The sequence below is a fragment of the Micromonospora sp. II genome, from assembly GCF_001709195.1.
Lineage (GTDB): Bacteria > Actinomycetota > Actinomycetes > Mycobacteriales > Micromonosporaceae > Micromonospora > Micromonospora chalcea.
Map to the genome: position 1 here is coordinate 1 of NZ_LYXF01000053.1, position 17,295 is coordinate 17,295.

Sequence of the window (17,295 nt, forward strand, 5' to 3'; positions counted from 1 at the left end):
CATTCGGCGTCGCGAAGCACACGTTGGTTGCCGGGGGCAGCGCTCTCGTCATCCTGCTGCTCGGCAACGCGTGGCCGCCCCGCGAGCCGCTCCAGATCGTCCTGCTGCTCGGAGTCGTCTACCTCGTCGCGGCCGTGCTCGACGACCTACTCGCGATTCCGGTCATCGCGCTCGCGTCCGGCACGCCCATCGTGCGGCAGTTCCGCACCGACCTCGACCTGCGGGTGGCTGGCTTCGCGGTCCGCTTCCTGGTGGCCGCCTGCACCGTACTCATCCTGCGGGCCGATCCCCGGCTGCTGCTCGCCGTGCCGGCACTGGTGCTCAGCCTCCACCTGGCCTATTCCACGCGGATCCGCACCCGCACCGAGCAGCAGGCGTGGCAACGACTCGCCCGCGCCACCGACGCGCTCAACGTGGTCGACCTCGACCAGGTGCTGACCACCGCAGTCACCGAAGCCAGCGAACTCTTCTCCGCCGACGAGATCGAGATCGAACTGCGCGACGGCGGACGCACCGTCCGCGGCAACGCCGCAGGCATCGCGTACGACGGAACGTCGCCCCAGCCCAGCGACATCGACGGCCGGGTCATGCCGGTCGCGCTGGAAGGCCACAACCGCACCGACGACCTCGGCGTGCTGCGGCTACGGTTCGCCGGTCCGGTCGAACTCTCCGAGCGCGAGCAGTACACCCTGCGTACCTTCGCCTCCGCCCTGTGCACCGCGGTCCGCAACGCCCAGGCGTACGCCGAACTCGCCCGCATCGCCGAGGACCACGCCTACGCCGCCACCCACGACGCCCTCACCGACCTGTCCAACCGGCGTCACCTGCTGGACGAGGGCAGCGCCCAGCTCACCACCCGGCACGCCGACGGCGTCACCGCGCTGGTGCTGATCGACCTCAACCACTTCAAGGAAGTGAACGACACCCTCGGCCACGGCGCCGGTGACCAGGTGCTGATCCAGGTCGCCGAGCGGCTGCGCGACGCCGCTCGCCCCGACGACCTGGTCGCCCGGCTCGGCGGGGACGAGTTCGCCGTGCTGCTGCGCGGCCTGCCCGCCCCGGCCGTCGCCTCCCACCGCGCCGAGGCCCTGCTCAACGCCCTGCACGACCCGCTCGACGTGGACGGCATGCGGATCAGCGTGGAAGCCAGCGGCGGCATCGCCGTCGCCCCCGCCACCGGCGGGATGCCCGAGCTGCTTCGCCGCGCCGACGTGGCCATGTACCAGGCCAAACGCGCCGGTCAACGACTCGCCACCTACGCCCCCGCCCGCGACACCGCAGACCTCAGCCGGCTCACCCTCGGCGGGGAACTGCCCCGCGCCGTCGCCGACCACGAGTTCACAGTCAACTTCCAGCCCATCGTCGACCTCGCCGGCGGCGAGGTGATCGGCGCGGAGGCCCTCGCCCGCTGGCACCACCCCACCCACGGGCTCATCGACCCACTGCGCTTCCTCGAAGCGGTGGAACGCTCCGGCCTGCTGCCCGCGTTCGCCGAGGCGATCCTCGACCAGGCGCTCATCGCCGCCGGCTCCTGGCGCGACGCCGGCTTCGACCTGCCCGTCTCGGTCAACGTGTCACCCCGCAGCCTGCTCGACGCCCGCTTCCCCGGCGCGGTCCTGGCCCGGCTGCGCGCCCACGACCTCCCGCCGGACCGGCTCGTGCTGGAACTCACCGAGACGCTCACGCTCAGCCAGCTCGACGTCGTCGACCGCGTCCTCAGCCGCCTGCGCGACTCCGGCGTCCGCCTGGCGCTCGACGACTTCGGCACCGGATATTCGTCGCTCTCCCTGCTCTCCCGCATCCCCGTACACGAACTGAAGATCGACCGCAGCTTCGTCACCGCCATGGAGACCGCGCCCGAGGCCGCCGCCGTCATCCGCTCCACCCTCGACCTCGGCCGCAGCCTCAACCTCACAGTCGTCGCCGAGGGCGTGGAGAGCGAACCCCAGCGCCGCGCCCTCTGGGAACTCGGCTGCGCCGCCGGCCAGGGCCACCTGTTCGCCCGGCCACTGCCCGCCGCCGCGCTGCTCGCCAGCCTCCAGCGCGGCCACGGCGGCCGCACCGGCGCGCTCGCCCCGGCACTGCACGACGCGGGCGCCGTGATCCGCCTCCCCGGACGCCGCGCCGGCGGCGCCCGCACCCGCCCCAACCCGTCCGCCGCCGGCGACTCCCGGCAACCCTGACCCCGCCGGGCCACCGCGCCGGTCTGCCAGACTGGCCCGCGTGACCGCCCACGCCGACCCCGCAACCACCGTCTCCCGCCGCTGGTCGGCACTCGACGCCGCAGCCGGTGGTCTCGCCCTCGACCTGGGCCTCTACGCCGCCGCCACCGTCTTCGCCGCGGTCACCGCCGCCACCTCCACACTGCCGCCGCACCGCGCCTGGGGCGCCGTCGCCACCATCGGGTACGCGCTCGCCACCCTCGCCGCGACCACGCAACTGCTCGCCCGCCGCCGCGCCCCCGGCACACCCCTGGCCGCGCTGCCCGCACGCTGGACGGTCACCGGAATCACCTGGGCCACCACCGCGCTGCTGCCGATCGTCACGCAGAGCCTCGAACGGGCCGGCGGGCGTACCGACCGCGCCCAGGAGGAGGTGATCGTGGTCGAACACGCCGGCGCCCGCCTCGCCGAGCACGGCACCCCCTACCTCGGTCCCGACGCCATCGCCGCGCTGCCCCCCGGCGAACAACTCCTCGGCTACACCCCCTACCAGCCCGGCATGGCCCTGTTCGGGCTGCCCCGCGCCGCGGTGGACGCCTGGTGGACCGACGCCCGCGTCTGGTTCGCCGTCGTCACCGCGCTCACAGTGATCGCCCTCGTCGCCACACTGCGCGCGAGCGGCGGCCCGGCCGCGCCCCGCCGCGACGCCGCCGTGCTGCGCGCCGTCCAAGCCGCCACCGTCCTGCCCGTCTGCGCGCTCACCCTCGCCACCGGCGGCGACGACCTGCCCGTACTCGCGCTCTGCCTGCTCGCCCTCGCACTCGCCGCCACCGGCCGACCCGGCCGCGCCGGTCTCGCCGTCGGCGCCGCCGGCGCGCTGAAACTCTTCGCCTGGCCGATCGCCCTCGTGCTGCTCTTCTGGGCCGCCACCCGCCGCGCCACCCTGCGCACCGCCCTCGGCGCCCTCGGCCTACCAGTCCTCGCACTGATCCCGGTGCTGCTCGTCGACCGCGAAGCCCTCGTCGAGAACGTGCTGCGCTTCCCCCTCGGCCACGGCCTGGTCACCAGCCCCGCCCAGTCACCCTTCCCCGGCCACCTGATCGCCGAGACGCTCCCGGCCGGCCGGGCGGTCGCCGCCGCGCTACTCGTCGCCGCCGGAGGAGCCATCGCCGTCCGGCTGCTGCGCCGCCCGCCGCGCACCGCCGCCGCCACCACGATCATCTGCGGGTACGGGCTGCTCGCCGCGATCCTGCTCATGCCCTCCACCCGCTTCGGCTACTTGCTCTACCCGATCGCGCTGCTCGTGCTCGCCCCGGCGCTGGCGCTCACCCGACCAGGCGACCCGACGGCATTCCCGGCAACCGCCCCGCGCGATGCGGCCGGAAGGCGTACACCTGAGGGATGACCACCTACCGCGACCGGGCCGAGGCGGGACGGCAACTCGCCGAACGTCTGACCGACCTCGCCGGCCGACCCGACGTCATAGTGCTCGGCCTGGTCCGCGGCGGCGTACCCGTCGCCCGGGTGATCGCCGACCGGCTCGGCGCCCCCCTCGACGTGCTGGTCGTCCGCAAGCTCGGCGTGCCCTGGGCGCCCGAGGTCGCGTACGGCGCGCTCGGCCCCGGCGGCGTGCAGATCCTCAACGAGATGGTCGCCGGCCGGATCAGCGAGAACGACCGCGCCCAGGTCCGCCGCCGCGAACAGGCCGAACTGGAACGCCGCGAACAGCGCTACCGCGGCGGCCGCCCGCCACTGGACCTGACCGGACGCACCGCCGTCGTCGTGGACGACGGACTCGCCACCGGCGCCACCGCACGCGCCGCCGTCCAGGTCGCCCGCCACCTCGGCGCCGCCCGCGTCCTCGTCGCCGTCCCGGTCGGCTCCGAGCAGGCGTACGAGATGCTCGCGCCCGAAGCCGACACGGTCGTGAGCTGCCAACTCCCGCCCGACTTCGCCGCCGTCGGCGCGTACTACGAGGACTTCCACGAGGTCACCGACGACGAGGTCACGCAGGCGCTGACCGCCGCTGCGTGAAAACACCCGGTACCGTCGTTGTCATGCAGATGACCTGTCCCAAGTGCCGCGGAGAGATGCGCCAGTACGAGCGCAGCGGAGTAGTCATCGACCAGTGCGGCGAATGCCGGGGCATCTTCCTCGACCGCGGCGAGCTGGAAAAGCTGTTCGATGCCGAGGCCAACTGGAACCAGCAGCACGGCGGCGCCCGGCAGCCCGCGCCGTCCGGCGCCGGTTACCCGCCGCCTCCGCCGCCCCCGCCCGCCGCGCCGCACCAGCCCGGCTACGGCGCGGTCCCCCCGCCCCCTCCTCCGCCGCCGCCCGGCCACGGCTACGCCCAGCCCGCGTACGGCCACGGCCAGCAGCACTACGGCTACCACGGCCACTACCGCCGGAAGAAGAAGCACGGCTTCCTCGGCGAACTGTTCGACTGACCGCCGACGTCGCCCACGCCGGGCCGGTGCGCCGCATCGACCCGGCGTGCCCGTCGTCGTACTTCTTCACCGTGCCGGGCGCGGCGCGCCGTGGCAGGCTGCACGGCATGAGCCCGATCCGGCAGCACGAAGCGCTGGCCCAGGCGTACGACGGCATCACCGCCGTGGTCACCCCGCTCGACGACGCCGCCCTGCAACGCCCCACCCGGTGCCGCGGCTGGCTCGTCGCCGACCTGCTCTTCCACGTGCTCTGCGACGCCCAGCGCGCGCTCGTCGCCCTGGCCAGCCCCGCACCCGGGCCGCCCGACGTGGACGACGTCAGCTACTGGCGCGCGTTCCCTCCCGGCGACGACGACGCGAGCGCCCGGCACGCCTGGTGGGCACGCCGCTCCGCCGTCGCCTTCGACCGGCCCACCGGCGTGGTCCGGCTCTGGTCCGACACCGCGCCCGCCGCCGTACGCGCGGCCACCGCAATAGACCCCGACGGGTACGTGACCACCCAGGGTCACGTGCTGCGCGTACCCCATCTGCTCGCCACCCTGACCACCGAGGCGGTCATCCACCACCTCGACCTGGTGGTGGACCTGCCGGACGCGCCGCTGCCGGCGGCGGACCCGACGCGGGTCGCGGTGACCACGATGGACGGGCTGCTCAGCGACGAGGCGGTACGGCCGGCCGGCTGGGACGACCACGAGTACCTGCTGAAGGCCGCCGGCCGGGTGCCGCTGACCGACCGGGACCGGCTGGAGCTGGGCGAGGCCGCCGGCTGGTTCCCGCTGCTCGGCTGACGCCGCTCAGACGATCGCCATGTCCACGAAGCGCGACAGGTGCAACTGGGCGGCAACCGTCACCGTGTCGGTCGGCCCATTCCTGTGCTTGGCAACAATAAAATCCGCCTCGCCCGCGCGCGGCGACTCCTTGTCGTAGTAGTCGTCGCGGTGCAAAAGGATAACAACGTCCGCATCCTGCTCAATCGAGCCAGATTCACGCAAGTCTGACAATTGGGGGCGCTTGTCGGTGCGTTGCTCCGGGCCACGGTTCAGCTGACTCACCGCGATCACCGGGCACTCGACTTCCTTGGCCAGCAGCTTCAGGCCACGGGACAGGTCCGCGACCTCCTGCTGCCGGCTCTCGGTGCGCTTCGGTGAGGTCATCAGCTGGAGATAGTCGACCACGATCAGCTTCAGGTCGTGCTTCTGCTTGAGCCGCCGCGCCTTCGCCCGGATCTCCATCAGGTTCATGCTCGGTGTGTCGTCGACGAAGAGCGGCGCCTCGCTGATCTCACCCATGCAGCGGGCCAGCTTGGTCCAGTCGTCGTCGGAGAGCTGCCCGCTGCGCAGGACGTGCAGCGGTACGCGCGCCTCGGCCGAGAGCAGTCGCATGACGATCTCGACCTTGCTCATTTCCAGCGAGAAGATCGCCGACGCCTGGTTGGCCCGGATCGCCGCATTTCGGGCAAAGTCCATAGATGCGGTTGATTTGCCCAAACCAGGCCTGCCGGCCACGATAATAAGTTGGCCGGCGTGCAGGCCGTTGAGCAGTCGGTCCAGGTCGGTGAAGCCGGTCGGCACACCGGTCATCACGCCGCCCTGGGCGCCGACCGCCTCGATCTCGTCGAGCGTGGGCTGCAGCATGTCGGCCAGGACCGCGAAGTCCTCGCTGACGCGCTTCTCGGTGATCTCGTAGACGGCCTGCTGGGCGAGGTCGACGATGTCGTCGACGTCGCGGCTGCCGCTCGGCCCGGTGCCGTAGCCGAGCTGCACGATCCGGGTGCCGGCCTCGACCAGGCGGCGGAGCACCGCCCGTTCCCCGACGATGCGGGCGTAGTAGGCGGCGTTCGCGGCGGTGGGCACGCTGGCGATGAGCGTGTGCAGGTAGGGCGCGCCGCCGATGCGGGCGAGGTCGCCGGAGTCGGCGAGCGCGGCGGCGACGGTGATCGGGTCGGCGGGTTCGCCGCGTCCGTAGATGTCGAGGATCGCGTCGAAGATGGTGGCGTGGACGGGGCGGTAGAAGTCGTTGGTCTTCAGGATCTCCACGACGTCCGCGATGGCGTCCTTGGACAGCAGCATGCCGCCGAGTACGCACTGCTCGGCGGCCACGTCCTGCGGTGGTGTCTTCTCGAACGGCGCGTCGCGCGGCGGCGGCGGCTCGGACGACGGTTGCCCCCCGGTCCGTTCCGTACGCGCCTCGTCGGTGACCGACACGGGTGCCCCCCTTGCTGCGTCGGATCGAGTCCAGCTCTATCGCTGGGGTGTGACAACTTCCGCCGACCCCTCCGGTCGATCGGGGGTCATCGCCCGGCGGTCGGGGGACCACGATACGGAACCCGAGGTCAGCGACTCAACAAGGCCGGTGGATGAGCCTCGGGACAACCTGTGGACGCCTGGGGACCGGCATGTGCGCAGGGTGTGCACAGGGTGTGGAAAAGTGATGGGGAATTCCGGGCGTATCGCCTCTGACCTGCGCTTTTACTGTCCCCACCCTGTGGACGGAAGATTTCCGGCTGAGCTTTGTCGTCGTTCGTCCCGTACTATCGCTGCGAACGGCGACACCTGGGACAGCGGGTTTACTTTCGGGTTGAGAGAGGTCACGCTCCGGCCGTGAGACACCGGGACTGGGGAAGCGGGGAGGACAGCCCGCGCGAGCGACGGCCGAGCGGTTCCTGGGACGAGCCCGCCGGGCCGCGCCGGGCCGACTCGTACGCGCCGGAGAGCTACCGCACGCCGAGTCGGCGGCGGGCGATCGAGCGCGGCCAGGACGAGCCGGTGGACACCTACCTTCCCCGCTGGGCTCTGGAGTCCGGGGTGAGCCGCGCGGACGGTGGCGGGCGGCACGCGGCGCCCGACGACGACGAGATCGAGGTCGAGACGCCGTCGTCCGAGGGTGGCCGGCGCACGGAGGCGGGCCGCCGTCGGCGCGATCGGCCGGAGCCGCGGGCGATCGGTGCGGGTCCGTTGTCGGACCACACCGCCGAGTGGACGATGGATGCCCCCCAGGAGCGGGGGTATGTGGGGAACAGGCGTGCCGACTCGGACGACGAGCCGGTGTCGGGGGTGTCGCCGCGTAGTCGTCCCCGTCGCGCGGCGACCCGGCGTCCGCAGGTGATCTGGTCCGGGCTGCCGGATTCGGCGGGCTCGGGCGACGAGGAAGCCGCGCGGGACAGCGGGCGGCCGGGCGGGCGGCGTCGATCGGCGTCGGGTTCTTCCTGGCCGCCGCCGGTGGCGTCGGACTCCGCCTGGTCGCGTTCGGCGGTTGCGGGCTCGGACCGGTCCCGTCCGGCCGCGTCGGATGCCGACTGGCCCGCGTCGGCGGTGCCGGAGTTGCGGCGGCCGGCGTCGGAGTCGGAGTCGGGCTGGTCGCGGTCGGCGTCGTCGGGCCGGTCGGCTCCGGAGACGGGCTGGTCGTCCTCGGCGGCTTCGGAGACGGGCTGGTCGCGGTCGGTAACCCCGTCGGGTTCGGAGCAGTCCCGGCCGGCGGCGGATCCCTGGCAGCGGCGTCGGGCGGCCGACCGTGAGCCGCCGGAGCCGCCGCCTGCGGTCGACCCGTGGGACGCGTCGGGCGTGCACGCCTGGGGCCGGTCGGCGCCCGGTGGCCGCTGGGAGCAGGCGGAACGCCGGTGGGACCGCACGGAGCACACGGGCGAGTGGGACCGGTTCACCGACACCGGTTATCTGGAGCCGGTGCGCGACGAGGTCGATCCGTGGGATCGCACGGCTCCGCCGGTGCGGGAGGGATGGGCGTCACCGGAGCGGGCCGAGGCGTTCTGGTCGGGTACCCGGCTGGCCGGGGACGATCCGCGGTGGATGGAGACACCGCCGTCGGCGCCGAGGTCACCGGCGGTGGCGTACTCGGCTCCGCGTCCGCGTGCCGTGCCGCGCGGTCGGCCGGTGACGCCGGCCGGGTCGACGCTGCGCCGGCGGGTGGAGACGATCGGTGGCGGCTCGTGGGGCCGGCGGCTGGAAGACGACCTGCTGGATCCGGATCCGGGCGGTCCGCTGCGGCCTCTGGTCTACACGGTGGCCTGCTATCTGGTCCCGGCCGTGCTGCTACTCGTCGGTCTGCTGTTCCTGAGCGGTCAGCCGCCGGAGGGTTGCGTCACCGACATCACCGGTGGCGGCTGCGACTCGCCGCGTACGCATGCCCTGGATTCGCTGGTGTCGGCGGCGCCGCGGTTCGGTTTGGCGTTGGTGAGCAGCCTGGTGGTGGCGGTGCTGCTACGGCAGGTCGGGACGACCTGGCGGGCGGCGACGGTGGCGCTGGCGGCTGCCGTGGTGGGCGGTGGTCTGTCGACCGTGGTGATCAGCGCGGTGACCGGCAACCCCCTCGGCTGAGACCCGGAGGTGCGGCCGGGGCCGTGGTGACGGAGATGCGGAAGGGCCCGCACCGGTGTCCGGTGCGGGCCCTTCGCGTCGTGCTACGGGTGTCAGCCCTTGACCACGTTCAGGTCGAACTTGGCGGTCACCTCGGGGTGCAGCCGGATGCTGACCGGGTAGGAGCCGAGCGCCTTGATGTGGCCGGGCAGCTCCAGCCGGCGGCGGTCCAGGGTCGGGCCGCCGGCGGCCTTGACGGCGTCGACGATCTCGGCCGGGGTGACCGAGCCGAAGAGCCGGCCGCCGTCGCCGGCGCGGGCCTTCAGGTTGACCTTGAGACCCTCGATCTGGGTCTTGACCTCGGTGGCGTGGCCCAGGTCGCGGATCTCGCGGGCCGAGCGGGCCCGCTTGATGACCGTGACCTGCTTCTCCGCGCCCTTGGTCCAGGCGATCGCGAAGCCCTGCGGCAGCAGGTAGTTACGGCCGAAGCCGTCCTTCACCTCGACGATGTCGCCCGGAGAGCCGAGGCCGGACACCTCCTGAGTGAGGATGATCTTCATGTCCGTGCCTCCTCTCAGCGGGCCGTGGCCGTGTACGGCAGGAGCGCCATCTCGCGGGCGTTCTTGACCGCACGGGCGATCTGCCGCTGCTGCTGCGAGGTCACGCCGGTCACCCGCCGAGCGCGGATCTTGCCGCGGTCGGAGATGAACTTGCGCAGCAGCGCGGTGTCCTTGTAGTCGATGTAGGTGATCCCGTCCTTGTCGAGCGGGTTCACCTTCTTCTTCGGCTTGCGAAGTGCCGCAGCCTTAGCCATTGCTCGTGCTCCTGGTTTGCGATCGCGGGCGCTCGGCGCCATTAGAACGGAGGCTCCTCGTCGAAGTTTCCGCCCGAACCACCGCGGGAGGGGGCGGGGGCAGCAGAGGCCCAGGGGTCGTCGAAGTTGCCTCCGCCGCCACCCTGGCCGCCACCACCACCGAAGCCGCCGCCACCGCCACCGGAGCGGGACATCTTCTGCACCTTCGCCGTGGCGTAGCGCAGCGACGGGCCGATCTCGTCGACCTCCAGCTCGATGACGGTGCGCTTCTCACCCTCACGGGTCTCGTACGACCGCTGACGCAGCCGGCCGGACACGATCACCCGAGCGCCACGCTGCAGCGACTCGGCGACGTTCTCGGCGGCCTGGCGCCAGACCGTGCACGAGAGGAACAGCGGCTCGCCGTCCTTCCACTCGCCGGAGGCCTTGTCCATGAAGCGGGGCGTCGAAGCGACCCGGAACTTGGCGACCGCCGCGCCGGAGGGGGTGAAACGCAACTCGGGGTCATCGGTCAGGTTGCCGATGACCGTGATGGTGGTGTCTCCTGCCATGACCATCTCCTCGCGCACTCATCTTTGTGCCGTACAGGCTCTCAGAGCCGTACGACAGCGTGGATGAGGCTTGATCCGGACGTGCCGGGACTAGATGCTCAGCGCATCTCCGGACGGATGACCTTGGTGCGCAGCACCGACTCGTTGAGTCGGAGCTGACGGTCCAGCTCGCCAACGGCCTCCGGCGTCGCCTGGAGGTCGATGACGGCGTAGATGCYCTCGGCCTTCTTGTTGATCTCGTACGCGAGGCGCCGGCGGCCCCACACGTCGGTCTTCTCCACCGAGCCACCCGCGGTCCGGATCACGTTCAGGTACGTGTCGAGCGACGGGGCGACGGTGCGCTCCTCGAGGCTGGGGTCGAGGATCACCATGACTTCGTAATGACGCAAGACGTGCTCACCTCCTGTGGGCTAAGCGGCCACGGTCCTTCCGTGGCAGGAGGTCGTGCGTCGCTGCCCGTGACCGGTTCCGGGGGAACCCGGCTGGACACGGGCAACCGGACCAGGATAGCCGGTGCGGACGATCATGGCCGGACCGGTCGACCGGCACGGCCCGGACGCGGCGACAGGGGCCCACCTTCGGCTTCGAGAGCCGGCAGGTGGACCCCTGTCCACGGGGCCGCGGGGCGTCCCGTCCGCATTCCTTGGGTGGGACCTGGGGAGGAACGACCACACCGATGAGGTTGGATCGAAGACGCCCCGCGGAGCTTTATCGTGTTGTCACCTGTGCTGACCATACAATGGCTCTCGTCACCACTTGGGGTAAATTGAGGATTTAGTCCGGACTTCCATTTGGTGTGCCGGATTCCTGATGGATCCCGCCCCGTCGTGCCGGGCCGCACGCCGGGGCGTCCCGTCACCGGGCGTCGGCCCCCTCACCCGTACGTGCTGTGGACCACGTCCGGGCGGAGCGTCGACCATCGATCCCACCTCGGACAACGACCGCCGGGCCGGGTGGTGACGCCTCCGACCCGCCGGGCGTCTCCGGCGAGCGCGGCGACCGTCGCAGGCGCGACGTAGGCTGCCCTGCATGCGAATCGGAGCCCACGTCGATCCGACCGACCCGCTGGCCGAGGCGGCCGCCCGGCAGGCCGAGGCGGTGCAGTTCTTCCTGGCCGACCCGCAGGGCTGGAAGGCCCCGAAGCCGCGCGAGGACGCCGAGCGCCTGCGCGCCGCCGACGTCGACCTCTACGTGCACGCGCCGTACGTGATCAACGTGGCCACGCTCAACAACCGGATCCGCATCCCCAGCCGCAAGCTGCTGCTCGCCCACGCCACCGCCGCGGCGGCCGTCGGCGCCAAGGGCCTGATCGTGCACGGCGGCCACGTCAACGCCGGCCAGGACGTCGCCGTCGGCTTCGACAACTGGCGCAAGACCTTCGCGTACGCGGCGGAGTCCGGCGGATTCCCGCTGCCGGTGCTGATCGAGAACACCGCCGGTGGTGACAACGCCTGTGCCCGGCACCTCGACTCGCTGGCCCGGCTCTGGGACGCGCTCGGCGACCACGAGGTCGGCTTCTGCCTCGACACCTGCCACGCCCACGCGGGCGGCGAGGAGCTGCTGGGCCTGGTCGACCGGGTGAAGGCGATCACCGGCCGGATCGACCTGATCCACGCGAACAACTCGAAGGGCGCCTTCAACTCCGGTCAGGACCGGCACGACAACCTCACCGGCGGCACCATCGACCCGGAGCTGCTGGTGGCGGTGATCCGCGCGGCAGGCGCGCCGGTGATCGTGGAGACCCCCGGCGGCGTCGAGGGCCAGGCCGCCGACATCGCGTTCCTGCGCGGGCAGTTGGGTGCGGCGGAGTGACCGCCGAGAAGTCCGGCACGACCGGCCGCCGGTCCGGCGCCGAGACCCGAGCGGACGGGACCGGCGCGAAGAACCCGCCGGACGACGCGGCCGGGGCCGGGCCGGGGAGCGGCTCGCCCGACGAGCGCGCGTCCGGCGCGGACAGCTCCGGTGAGGACGACACCGCGGGCACGGTGACGAGTGCCGGCAAGGCGAAGCGGACCCGCAAGGCTCGCCGCACCGGCGCGGCGAAGGCGGCAGGCACGGCGAGCACCGCCGACAAGACGAGCACCGCCGACAAGGCGGGTGCCGGCACCGACAAGGCGGAGGCCGGCGCCGAAGCCGGGACCGAGGCCGAGGCCCGGGACAGAGCGGACGCCGCCAAGAAGGACGGCGACGCCGCGGAGAAGAGCGACGCCGCGAAGCAGGACGGTACGGGCGACGACGAGCCGGCCGACCCCTGGTCCGCGTTCGGTCCGGCACCCGAGCCGGTGCTCGGCCGCCCCCGCCGGGCCGTCCGCGCCGTGGGCCGGTTCCTGGTGCACGAGTGGACGCTCGCCGTCGTCGCCGCGCTGGCGCTGGCGGCGGCGATGACCTGGCCCACGCTGCGCTATCCGCGGCACACGCTGCCGCAGGACTACTGGGACCCGAGCCTGCAGGCGTGGCAGATGGCCTGGTCCGGGCACATCCTGCGGACGAACCCGGCGCAGCTGTGGCACTCGAACACGTTCTATCCGGAGAACTGGAGCTTCGCGTTCTCCGACACGCTCCTCGGGTACGCCCCGGCCGGCCTGATCGGGGTCGGCCCGGAGCACGCCGTGCTGCGCTACAACATCATGTTCGTGCTGGCGCACGCGCTCGCCGCGTTCGGCGCGTACGCGCTGGCCCGGCAGCTCGGCGCGGGCCGGATCGGCGGCGCGGTGGCCGGGGCGAGCTTCGCCTACGCGCCGTGGCTGCTGGCCCAGGCCGGCCACCTGCACATCATCTCCAACGGCGGCATCCCGTTGGCGCTGGCCATGCTGGCCCGGGGGCACGGCTGGTCACTGCGGTACGGGTACCGGCCGCGCCGCCGGCACGCGGGCTGGGCGTTCGCCGGGTGGCTGGTGGCCGCGTGGCAGCTCAGTCTCGGCTTCGGCATCGGGCTGCCGTTCGCGTACATGCTGGCCGGGGTGGTCCTGGTCTCGGTGGTGCTGTGGTTCGTGCGGCGGCGCAAGGTGAAGCGCCCGTTCGGCCGGCGGCTGTTCCTGGCCGACGTGCTGGGCGGGCTCGTCTTCGCGGCGGTGGGCGCGGCGCTGGCGGTGCCCTACTTCAAGGTCGCCGAGCTGCACCCGAACGCGGAGCGCACGATCGGCGACATCGGGCTCTACTCGCCGCCGGCGAGCGGGTTCTTCACCGCGCCGGCCGAGTCCCGGGTCTGGGGTGGTCTGCACGAGGGCGCGCGGGCCGTGCTGCCCTGGCATCCGGAGATGACGTTGTTGCCGGGCTTCGTGCTCTACGCGCTCGCCGCCGGGGGGCTGTTCTTCTCGGTGTGGCGGGTCCGGCACCGGATCTTCCTGCTCGCCGGTGTGCTCGTCACGATGGCGCTGGCGATGGGYACCCGGTTCTTCGGCGGCCGGTTCACCTACGTGCCGTTGTTCGACTATCTGCCGGGATGGAGCGGGCTGCGCACGCCGGGCCGGATGATGCTCTGGACCACGCTGCTGCTTGGCCTGCTCGCGGCGGGCGCGGTCACCGCGTTCTGCATGCGGGTACGCGAGCTGGCCGCCGAGCGGGTGCCGCCGTGGCCGGGTCCGTGGCTGCGGCTGGCGACGCTGCTGCCGTTGGCTCTGGTGCTGGTGGAGGGGTTGAACGCCACGCCGCAGCCGGTGGTGCCGCGGCAGCCGGCGGCGCTGCGGACCGTGGACGGGCCGATGCTCGTGCTGCCGAGCAGTCAGAACCTGGATCAGCCAGTGATGCTCTGGTCCACCGACCGGTTCCAGCCGATGGTCAACGGCGGCAGCGGCTTCACGCCCCGGTCCCAGGCCCGGATCCGCGAGGCCACTGTCAGCTTCCCGGACTACGCGAGCGTCGACTACCTGCGGCAGATCGGCGTGAAGAACGTGGTGGTGTTGCGCGACGAGCTGGAGGGCACCCCGTGGGAGGGGATGCTGGACCGGCCGGTCGACGCGCTGGGCGTGGCCCGGGAGCAGGTCGGCGAGGCGGTCGTGTTCCGGCTGTAGACCGGAACACGACCGTCTCGGTCACACCGGCACGGGTTCGGCGGGCTGTTCGGCGGCGCGCGCCCGCCAGCGCTGGTGCCAGGGCGCGTCGGGCGCGTCGTCGAGCACCCCGCCGTCGGGGTCGTCGGCGTAGGTCTGCCGGACCGCGTCGAGTTCGGGCCGCACGATGTCCCGGATGACGAACCCGCAGAGCACCGCCACGGTGATCAGACGCAGGCTCGACGCCAGCACGAAGACGCCCTCGGGGAAGACGGGCCGGGACATGGCCGTGCCGAGCAGTTCGCCGTAGAACGCGGCGAAGTAGCCGACCTCGGCGATCTGCCAGGCGAGGAACGCGCCCCAGCGCGGCCGGGCGAGCACCGCGAGCGGCAGCAGCCAGAGCACGAACTGCTGGGACCAGACCTTGCTGAAGATGAGGAACGCGGCGACCACCAGGAAGGCGAGCTGGGCCAGCCGGGGCCGGCGCGGCGCCAGCAGCGCCAGCCCGGCCACGCCGAGGCAGGCCAGCCCGAAGAGCAGGTACGACACCCAGTTGAGCGTGGGGATGTTGGCGTTGAGCCATTCGAACGGCCCGAGTTCGCCGGGTGCGGACGGGCTGATCCGGCCGTCCAGGTAGCGGCCGATGTACCAGAGTGTGCCCCAGTCGATGGGTCGTGTGGTGTTCAGGTCGAAGAAGCGCTCCCAGTTCTCCCGGTAGGGGATCGCCACGGGCAGGTTGACCGCCACGAGGGACACCAGTGCGGTGGCGGTGGCGACGAGCCCGGCGGCCAGTTTTCCGGCCCGTAGCGCGAGCACCAGGATCGGGCCGAGGAGGAACAGCGGCCACATCTTGGCCGCGCCGCCGAGTCCGATCAGGACGCCCGCCACCGCGGGCAGCAGCATCGCGTACCGGTCGGGGCGGGCGCGTGCCCAGGCCAGCAGGCCGAACGCGGCCAGGCCGATGGCGAGCAGGTCCCAGTTGACGGTGGCGGTGAGCACCAGGGCCGGGGAGAGCGCGAACAACGCGGCGTCCCAGGGTCGTCGGCGGCGCAGGCTGAGGATGACCGCGACGGTGGCGACGGCGAGCGCGCCGAGCACCAGCGCGTTGAGGTTGTAGAACCACTGTCCCTGGTTGATGGCGGGGTTGTCGACGCCGAGGGCGTGCACCGGCAGGCCGAGCGCGCCCATGAAGTAGCCGGTCAGCACCGGGTACTCCACCGGGTGGTCGGCGTAGGGCACCTTGCCCTCGTTGAGCCCTTCGGCGTAGTAGAGCGCCAGCACGTCCGTGTAGCACATGCGGGTGTACTGGATGTTGTTCTGCCACGCGCCGTCCTGGCAGGGGGATTTCTGCACCCAGTGCAGTGCCAGCGTCAGGCAGACCAGCGCCAGCACGATCCGGCCGGCGGTCCAGAACCGGCTCTCGCGGTCGGCCGGCCGGTCCAGGGCGGCGGCGTGGTCGCCGAGCGGCCCCCCGATCAGACCGGAGGCGCCGCGGACGAACCAGTCCGAGCGGGACGGGTGGTCAATCGTCTCTGCCGATCGCGGCGCCGCCTCGGACGCGCCGGGCTCATCGATGCCTGCGGGCGACTGGGTGCTCATGGAGAGGCATCCTGCCGTACACAGGGGGTCGCCGTCCCGTCGCGCGCGGAGAAATTCCGGTACGCGAAACGCCGGCGGCGGCCGGACCGCTCGGGTCCGGCCGCCGCCGTCAGGTCGTGCGCGTCAATTCTGGCGTGTCGGTGGCGTGCTCGGTAGCAGCCCGCCACCGCCGCCACCACCGCCGGGGCGTCCGCCGCCACCGGGTAGCCCGCCCCCGCCGGGGTTACCACCCTGGTCGCCGCCGCCGGGGTTGCCGCCGCCGGGCGTACCGCCGGGGCAGAACAGGCCCAGCGGGTCGCAGCCCGGTCCGCCCGGCTGGCCCGGCTCGTTCGCCGGCGGCGGCGGGGCCTCGCCGTTGCCGGCGTCGTCCTTGCCGACGTTCGCCGCGGGCGGGAACTCTTCCTTGTCCTTGCCCTTGAGCGCGTCGTTCATGAAGCGCTGGAAGATGTCACCGGGCATCCGGGCACCGCTGATGTCCCGGCCGTCCTTGTACTGGATCGCCTTGCGGTCCTTGACGTTGCCGACCCAGACCGCGGTGGCGAGTTGTGGCGTGTAGCCGATCATCCAGGCGTCGCCGTTGCGGGTGGTCTTGTCGCCGAGTTCCCAGGTGCCGGTCTTCTCGGCGACCTGGCGGCCCTCGTCGAGCCGCTTGTTGATCTGGCCCGGGTACTGCTTCAGCACGGAGGTGACGTCCGCGACGATGTCCTTGTCGATCCGCTGCTGCCCCTTGAGCTTCTCCGCGCCGACCAGGTCCCACTTACCCGTGTCCGGGTTCTGCTTCTCCACCTTCCGGATGAAGTGCGCCTTGTGGTACATGCCCTGGTTCGCGAACGTGGCGACACCGTTTGCGTGGTCGAGCACCGTGATCGGGTACTGGCCGTAACCGAGGACGTGGAAGAACGGCGACGGTGCCAGGTCCTTCGGGTCGGCCTTGGTCAGGTCGTGCGCCTTGGCCGGGTTGGTGTCGGTCTGCCACATCGTGGTGACGCCGGCCTGCTTGGCCATGTCGAGCACCTTGTCCGGGCCGATCTGCTCGGTGATGTAGTAGAACGGCACGTTCAGCGACTTCAGCGTCGACAGTTCGAGCGTGCAGGAGTCACCGCAGGAAACCTTGTCCGCGCCGGCGTTGCTGACCTTGAACTTGGTGCCCTTCGGCGTGAACGCCGATCCCTTCCACCGGGACTTGAGCGAGATGCCTTCCTTCAGCGCCGCCGCCAACGTGTAGATCTTGAAGCTCGAACCCGGTGAGTGGCCACCGCTCACGACGCCGTTGTCGACGTTCTTGCCGGCGTAGTCGGTGCCGGTGCCGTTGTCGCCGCCGTAGTAGGCGAGCACGCGCCCGGTCTTCGGGTCGATCGCCACCACGGCGGCCATCAGGTTCGACGGCTGGCCGGCGAGTTCGGACTTCTTCCTGGCCCGCTGG

At 72.2% G+C, this 17,295-nt stretch carries 15 protein-coding genes; 8 read left to right on the plus strand and 7 right to left on the minus strand.

Going from position 1 to position 17,295, the window contains the following annotated elements; genetic code table 11:
• The 5 genes from A8711_RS23050 to A8711_RS23070 all read left to right on the plus strand — a co-directional run.
• Nucleotides 1–2,183, plus strand: a 2,183-nt coding sequence (locus A8711_RS23050; RefSeq protein WP_069089301.1) for a bifunctional diguanylate cyclase/phosphodiesterase, incomplete at its 5' end; no start/stop codon positions are given.
• Nucleotides 2,184–2,223: 40 nt separating this feature from the next.
• Entirely contained in the window at nucleotides 2,224–3,567 is a 1,344-nt protein-coding gene (locus tag A8711_RS23055) for a glycosyltransferase 87 family protein (protein ID WP_069089302.1), read from the plus strand.
• On the plus strand, nucleotides 3,564–4,196 hold the full coding sequence (locus A8711_RS23060; RefSeq protein ID WP_069089303.1) for a phosphoribosyltransferase: 633 nt from the start codon (nucleotides 3,564–3,566) through the stop codon (nucleotides 4,194–4,196). Before A8711_RS23055 ends, A8711_RS23060 begins: the two co-directional genes overlap by 4 nt.
• A gap of 23 nt (nucleotides 4,197–4,219) precedes the next feature.
• Complete coding sequence (locus tag A8711_RS23065; RefSeq protein WP_064448065.1) at nucleotides 4,220–4,609, plus strand: zf-TFIIB domain-containing protein; 390 nt, start codon at nucleotides 4,220–4,222, stop codon at nucleotides 4,607–4,609.
• A gap of 26 nt (nucleotides 4,610–4,635) precedes the next feature.
• Complete coding sequence (locus tag A8711_RS23070; RefSeq protein WP_233607869.1) at nucleotides 4,636–5,397, plus strand: maleylpyruvate isomerase N-terminal domain-containing protein; 762 nt, start codon at nucleotides 4,636–4,638, stop codon at nucleotides 5,395–5,397.
• Nucleotides 5,398–5,403: 6 nt separating this feature from the next.
• Here A8711_RS23070 and dnaB read toward each other — a convergent pair whose 3' ends face one another.
• On the minus strand, nucleotides 5,404–6,813 hold the full coding sequence (dnaB, locus tag A8711_RS23075; protein WP_043327703.1) for a replicative DNA helicase: 1,410 nt from the start codon (nucleotides 6,811–6,813) through the stop codon (nucleotides 5,404–5,406).
• Between the two features lie 396 nt (nucleotides 6,814–7,209).
• Between dnaB and A8711_RS23080 the strand changes: the two genes are divergently transcribed.
• Nucleotides 7,210–8,940: a hypothetical protein gene (locus tag A8711_RS23080; RefSeq protein ID WP_069089304.1), complete on the plus strand. Its 1,731-nt coding sequence runs from the start codon at nucleotides 7,210–7,212 to the stop codon at nucleotides 8,938–8,940.
• A gap of 92 nt (nucleotides 8,941–9,032) precedes the next feature.
• Here the strand turns inward: A8711_RS23080 and rplI are convergent, their stop codons facing one another.
• The 4 genes from rplI to rpsF form a co-directional block, all read right to left on the minus strand.
• Entirely contained in the window at nucleotides 9,033–9,479 is a 447-nt protein-coding gene (rplI, locus tag A8711_RS23085; RefSeq protein WP_013289354.1) for a 50S ribosomal protein L9, read from the minus strand.
• Between the two features lie 14 nt (nucleotides 9,480–9,493).
• On the minus strand, nucleotides 9,494–9,733 hold the full coding sequence (rpsR, locus tag A8711_RS23090) for a 30S ribosomal protein S18 (RefSeq protein ID WP_007073789.1): 240 nt from the start codon (nucleotides 9,731–9,733) through the stop codon (nucleotides 9,494–9,496).
• A gap of 41 nt (nucleotides 9,734–9,774) precedes the next feature.
• Complete coding sequence (locus A8711_RS23095; RefSeq protein WP_018788497.1) at nucleotides 9,775–10,302, minus strand: single-stranded DNA-binding protein; 528 nt, start codon at nucleotides 10,300–10,302, stop codon at nucleotides 9,775–9,777.
• An 80-nt stretch (nucleotides 10,303–10,382) separates the two neighbouring features.
• The gene (gene rpsF, locus A8711_RS23100) at nucleotides 10,383–10,673 is read right to left on the minus strand and encodes a 30S ribosomal protein S6 (protein WP_069089305.1); all 291 of its coding nucleotides are present in this window, start codon (nucleotides 10,671–10,673) and stop codon (nucleotides 10,383–10,385) included.
• A 640-nt stretch (nucleotides 10,674–11,313) separates the two neighbouring features.
• On the opposite strand from rpsF, the gene A8711_RS23105 reads away from it, so the two are divergent.
• Both A8711_RS23105 and A8711_RS23110 read left to right on the plus strand, forming a co-directional pair.
• Nucleotides 11,314–12,096, plus strand: a complete 783-nt coding sequence (locus tag A8711_RS23105; protein ID WP_043327701.1) for a deoxyribonuclease IV — start codon at nucleotides 11,314–11,316, stop codon at nucleotides 12,094–12,096.
• The gene (locus A8711_RS23110; protein WP_069089306.1) at nucleotides 12,093–14,294 is read left to right on the plus strand and encodes an ABC transporter permease; all 2,202 of its coding nucleotides are present in this window, start codon (nucleotides 12,093–12,095) and stop codon (nucleotides 14,292–14,294) included. The genes A8711_RS23105 and A8711_RS23110 overlap by 4 nt, the downstream gene beginning before the upstream one ends.
• A gap of 21 nt (nucleotides 14,295–14,315) precedes the next feature.
• On the opposite strand, the gene A8711_RS23115 is transcribed toward A8711_RS23110, so the two are convergent.
• The gene (locus A8711_RS23115; RefSeq protein ID WP_069089207.1) at nucleotides 14,316–15,872 is read right to left on the minus strand and encodes a glycosyltransferase family 87 protein; all 1,557 of its coding nucleotides are present in this window, start codon (nucleotides 15,870–15,872) and stop codon (nucleotides 14,316–14,318) included.
• A gap of 123 nt (nucleotides 15,873–15,995) precedes the next feature.
• The coding region (locus A8711_RS23120; protein ID WP_141707684.1) for a penicillin-binding transpeptidase domain-containing protein at nucleotides 15,996–17,295 on the minus strand (1,300 nt) is incomplete at its 5' end.

Bases quoted from the DNA above. Each gene is read 5' to 3' on its own strand.
- rplI (WP_013289354.1), bottom strand. From the start codon at position 9,479: ATGAAGATCATCCTCACTCAGGAGGTGTCCGGCCTCGGCTCTCCGGGC.
- A8711_RS23115 (WP_069089207.1), bottom strand. From the start codon at position 15,872: ATGAGCACCCAGTCGCCCGCAGGCATCGATGAGCCCGGCGCGTCCGAG.
- rpsR (WP_007073789.1), bottom strand. From the start codon at position 9,733: ATGGCTAAGGCTGCGGCACTTCGCAAGCCGAAGAAGAAGGTGAACCCG.
- A8711_RS23060 (WP_069089303.1), top strand. From the start codon at position 3,564: ATGACCACCTACCGCGACCGGGCCGAGGCGGGACGGCAACTCGCCGAA.
- A8711_RS23105 (WP_043327701.1), top strand. From the start codon at position 11,314: ATGCGAATCGGAGCCCACGTCGATCCGACCGACCCGCTGGCCGAGGCG.
- A8711_RS23065 (WP_064448065.1), top strand. From the start codon at position 4,220: ATGCAGATGACCTGTCCCAAGTGCCGCGGAGAGATGCGCCAGTACGAG.